Source organism: Quadrisphaera sp. DVD1 (assembly GCF_058932755.1).
In genome coordinates this window covers 1-4,456 of record NZ_JBZYWI010000199.1, presented here as the reverse complement: position 1 = coordinate 4,456, position 4,456 = coordinate 1, and the positions used below count along the sequence as shown (strand labels likewise).

The 4,456-nt window shown below is 77.1% G+C and carries 4 protein-coding genes; 3 read left to right on the top strand and 1 reads right to left on the bottom strand.

Going from position 1 to position 4,456, the window contains the following annotated elements; translation table 11 throughout:
• A partial coding sequence (locus AC5FZL_RS15650) for a sensor histidine kinase (protein ID WP_493619810.1) occupies positions 1-1,421 on the top strand: 1,421 nt, incomplete at its 5' end.
• Here AC5FZL_RS15650 and AC5FZL_RS15645 read toward each other — a convergent pair.
• A complete protein-coding gene (locus AC5FZL_RS15645; protein WP_493619809.1) occupies positions 1,405-2,913 on the bottom strand; it encodes a phytoene desaturase family protein in 1,509 nt (502 codons plus the stop codon). The genes AC5FZL_RS15650 and AC5FZL_RS15645 overlap by 17 nt on opposite strands.
• Before the next feature lie 72 nt (positions 2,914-2,985).
• Here AC5FZL_RS15645 and AC5FZL_RS15640 point away from each other — a divergent pair, with 72 nt between their 5' ends.
• Both AC5FZL_RS15640 and AC5FZL_RS15635 read left to right on the top strand, forming a co-directional pair.
• The gene (locus AC5FZL_RS15640) at positions 2,986-3,924 is read left to right on the top strand and encodes a Ppx/GppA phosphatase family protein (protein WP_493619808.1); all 939 of its coding nucleotides are present in this window, start codon (positions 2,986-2,988) and stop codon (positions 3,922-3,924) included.
• A 51-nt stretch (positions 3,925-3,975) separates the two neighbouring features.
• A complete protein-coding gene (locus tag AC5FZL_RS15635) occupies positions 3,976-4,308 on the top strand; it encodes a PadR family transcriptional regulator (RefSeq protein ID WP_493619807.1) in 333 nt (110 codons plus the stop codon).
• Positions 4,309-4,456 lie beyond the last annotated feature (148 nt).

Below are 4,456 nucleotides of genomic sequence, written 5' to 3'. Positions count from 1 at the left end.
TCGTGCGCCGGCTCAGCGCGGGCGAGCACGACGCCCGCGCAGCCGTCCTGCGCGGCCCGGAGGAGGTCCGCGCCGTCGCGCGCTCGATCAACGCCCTGGCCGACGAGGGCGACCGGCTGCGCGACGAGCGCGCCGAGCGGGCGCGGCTGCAGCGCCTCGCGGTGGAGGTCGGGCGCAGCATCCGCGACCACCTCGACGCCACGGACTCCGTGGCCGAGGCCGTCTCCCGCGTGGGCCGGGGCCTGGGCGCCGAGCGGGCCTACGTGCGCCTGCTCGCCCAGGCGGGCCTGGGCCCGGTGGAGGCCCAGTGGCAGGCGCCGGGCGTGCCGGCCCCCGCGGGCGGGGGCGCGCACCCCTTCCTGGAGGAGTCCACCTGGCTGCAGGCGCTGCACCGCGAGGGCGGGTTCCTCGAGGAGCCCGACGTCCGCACCCGGGCGCTGACGGATCCCGCCTACGCCGAGATCTCCCGCAGCACGGGCATGGCCTCGGTCCTCGTCGTGCCGATCGGCGCGGGGGAGGAGCTGCTCGGCGCGCTGACCGTCGCCATGGTCGGCGGCCCGCGCGCCTGGACGCCGGCCGAGGCGGGCCTGGCCCGCTCCGCGGCCGCCGACCTGGGCCGCGCGCTGGTGCTCGCCCGCCTCTACCGCCAGCAGGAGGAGCTGGTGGAGCAGCTGCGCGAGCTCGACCGGGCGAAGACCGACTTCCTGTCCGCCGTCTCGCACGAGCTGCGCACGCCCCTGACGAGCATCTCGGGCTACCTGGAGCTCATCCGCGACGGGGACGCCGGCGAGGTGGCGCCCGGCGTGGACGCGATGCTGGCCGTCGTCGAGCGCAACACCGCGCGGCTGAAGACCCTCATCGAGGACCTCCTCACGCTGTCCCGGATCGAGTCCGGCGCCTTCCGCGTCAGCAGTGCCGACGTGGAGGTCACCGAGCTGGTCACCGCCGTGGTCGCCGCGCTGCGCCCGGCGGCGGAGAGCGGCGGGCTCGTGCTGGAGGTGGCGGGCGCCGAGCCGCCGGTGCTGGTCCACGGCGACGCGGTGCAGCTCGAGCGGGTGCTGCTCAACCTCGTCTCCAACGCGGTGAAGTTCACGCCGCGCGGGGGGTCGGTGCGCGTGCGGGTGGTGCCGTCGGCCGAGCACGTCGTGCTGGAGGTCATCGACACCGGCATCGGGATCCCCGAGACCGAGCAGGGCTCCCTGTTCTCGCGCTTCTTCCGGGCCACCAACGCCACGGACGCCGCCATCCCCGGCACCGGCCTGGGGCTGACGATCGTGCGCAGCATCGTCGAGCACCACCAGGGGGAGCTCGACGTGGTCTCGCGGGAGGGGGAGGGCACCGCGGTGACCGTGCGCCTGCCCCTGCTCGGCGACGCGGCACCGGACGAGCTGCTCCCGGCCGGGGTCAGCTCCGCGCGCTGACCCCGGCGCCCGCGCGGGCCGTGCGCACGAGCTCGAGGGGGTCGGTGCGCACGCCGAAGCGCTGGCGCAGCACCCGGGCGGCGGCGTGCGTGCCGTTCATGCCGGTCACCGCGGGGCCGGCCGGCGTCGAGGCCCCGCACAGGTACACGCCGTCGAGCGGGGTGCGGTAGGGGTCCCACTTCGGGGCCGGGCGGGCGAGCATCTGCCACGGCGTGACCGCACCCGCGGCGATGTCGCCGCCGACGTTGTTCTCGTCGTACTCCTCCTGGCGCGAGGCGGGGAGGACCTTCCGGTCCAGCACGAGGTCGCGGAAGCCCGGCGCGAACCGCTCGACCTGGGCGTCCACGGCGTCGCCCATGTCGACCGGCGAGCCGTTCGGCACGTGGGCGTAGGCCCACAGGGTGGCGCCCCCGGCCGGGGCGCGGGTGTCGTCGACCACCTCGGGCTGCACGGCGATGACGTACGGCTGCTCGGGGTGGCGCCCCGCGGCGACGTCGCGCTCGCTGGCGAGCATCTCCGCGCGGGTCCCGCCCAGGTGCAGCGTGCCGGCGCGGTCCAGGCCCTCCGCCGTCCACGGCACCCGGCCGGAGAGCGCGTAGTCGACCTTGCAGACGGCGCCGCCGTAGCGGAACGCCCGCATCCAGTGCGCGTACACCGGCGGCAGGGCGTCGCCGGCCATCGCCAGCAGCTGCTTGGGGGTGACGTCGAGCAGGACGGCCCGCGAGCGGGGCAGCTCCGACAGCGACGCGACGCGGTGGTCGGTGACGATCGTGCCGCCCAGGCGCACCAGCTCCGCGGCCATCGCGTCGCTCAGCTGCTGGCTGCCGCCGCGCACCAGCGGCCAGCCGCCCGCGTGGGCCATCGCCGCCAGGTACAGGCCCGCGCCGGCCGGCATGAGCTTGCGCGAGGGCGCGATGGAGTGGGTGGAGACGCCGGTGAGCATCGCCGGGGCCTCGTCGCCGTCGAAGCGCACGTTCCAGGCCCGGGTGCCCTGCTCCAGGGCGCGCAGCCCGAAGCGCACCGCGGTGCCCACCGTGCTGGGGCGCAGGCCGGGGAAGGTGCGCAGGTCGGACTGGGCGAGGGTGACGACGTCCTCCCACTGGCGCACCAGCGGCCCGAGCAGCGAGCGCCAGGCCGGGCCGTCGGCGCCCAGGGCGTCGGCGGTGGCGTCGAGGTCGCGGAAGGCCAGCCCGGCGCGCCCGCCGTCGAGGGGCTGCCCGTAGGGCACCTCGGGCTGCAGCCACTGCACCCCGGAGGCCTCGAGGTCGAACGCGCGGAAGAACGGGGAGACGTAGCCGGCGGGGTGGACGATCGAGCAGTGGTCGTTGAGGTAGCCGGGCAGCGTCAGCTCGGCGGTGCGCGCCCCACCGCCGACCGTGGAGGCCGCCTCGTGCAGCTGCACGCTCAGGCCCGCGCTGGCCAGCACCACCGCCGCGGCCAGCCCGTTCGGGCCGGCACCGACGACCACGACGTCCACCTCGGTCGGGCTCACCCGCGGGACGCTACCGGCGCGCGGCCGGGCCCGCCTCGCCAGCGGCCGTGCAGCGGGCGGCACGATGGAGGGGTGACCACCACCCGGGTCGCCGCCATCGACTGCGGCACCAACTCCCTGCGCCTGCTCGTGGCCGACGTCGACGCCGCCACCGGCGCCCTGGTCGACGTCGAGCGGACCATGGAGGTCGTCCGGCTGGGCGAGGGCGTCGACCGCACCGGCCTGCTCGCCCCGCAGGCGCTCGAGCGCACCCTCGCCGCCACGCGCCGGTGCGCGGCCGCGGTCGCCGCGCTCGGCGCGACCCGGGTGCGGTTCGTGGCCACCTCGGCCAGCCGCGACGCCGCCAACGCCCACCTGCTCGTCGACGGCGTGCGCGCCGAGCTCGGCGTCGAGCCCGAGGTCATCACCGGGGACGAGGAGGCGCGGCTGTCCTTCCGCGGGGCCACCGGCGACCTGCGCGGGCGCCACCCCGCACCGCGCCTCGTCGTCGACCTGGGCGGCGGCTCGACCGAGCTCGTGCTCGGCGAGGAGGAGGTCGAGGCCGCCTGGAGCATGGACGTCGGCTGCGTGCGCCTGACCGAGCGGCACCTGCGCGCCGACCCGCCGGGGCCCGGCGCCGTGGCCGCCGCGCGCGCGGACGTGGCGGCGGCCCTGGACGAGGCGGCCCGCGCGGTGCCGCTGGCGCGCGCCGCGACCCTCGTCGGGGTGGCCGGCACCGTCACGACGATCACCGCCCACGCGCTGGGCCTGCCGGCCTACCAGCCCCAGGTGATCCACGGCGCGGTGCTGCCCGTGCCCGACGTGCTCGCCGCCTGCGAGGACCTCCTCGCGATGAGCCGCCCCCAGCGGGCGGCGCTGCCGTTCATGCACCCCGGCCGGGTCGACGTCATCGGCGCCGGGGCCCTGGTCTGGCGCGAGGTCGTCCAGCGGGTGGCCCGGGAGTCCGGCGTGGCTCAGGTGGTGACCAGCGAGCACGACATCCTCGACGGGATCGCCCTCTCCCTCGCCTGAGGTCCGGCGCGTCGGCCCGGCTAGTGCGCACAGCGCAGTAGTGTCCTGGACGTGGACGCGACCCAGCTGCTCAAGGGCGTGCTCGACGCGGCCGTGCTGGCCGTGGTCGAGCACGAGGACGGCTACGGCTACGACGTCGTCCGCCGGCTGCGCGCCGCGGGCCTCGACGGCGTCGGGGACGCCTCCGTCTACGGCACGCTGCGCCGGCTCTACGCGGCCGGCGCGCTGACCTCCTACGTGGTGCCCTCCGAGGAGGGCCCCGCCCGCAAGTACTACGGCACCACCCCCCAGGGGCGGGCCCTGCTCGAGGAGCAGCGCAAGACCTGGCGGTCCTTCTCCGAGACCATGCAGCACCTGCTCGAGCCCGTGGAGACGTCCCGATGAGCACGCCCCTGCCCGCACCCGCCGCCCCGGACGCCGCCGCGCGGGAGTACGCCGCCGCCGTGCGCACCGCCCTGGCCGACCTGCCCCCCGACGTCGTCGAGGAGCTCGCCGGCGGCCTCGACGCCGACCTCGCCGACTCCGCGGCCGA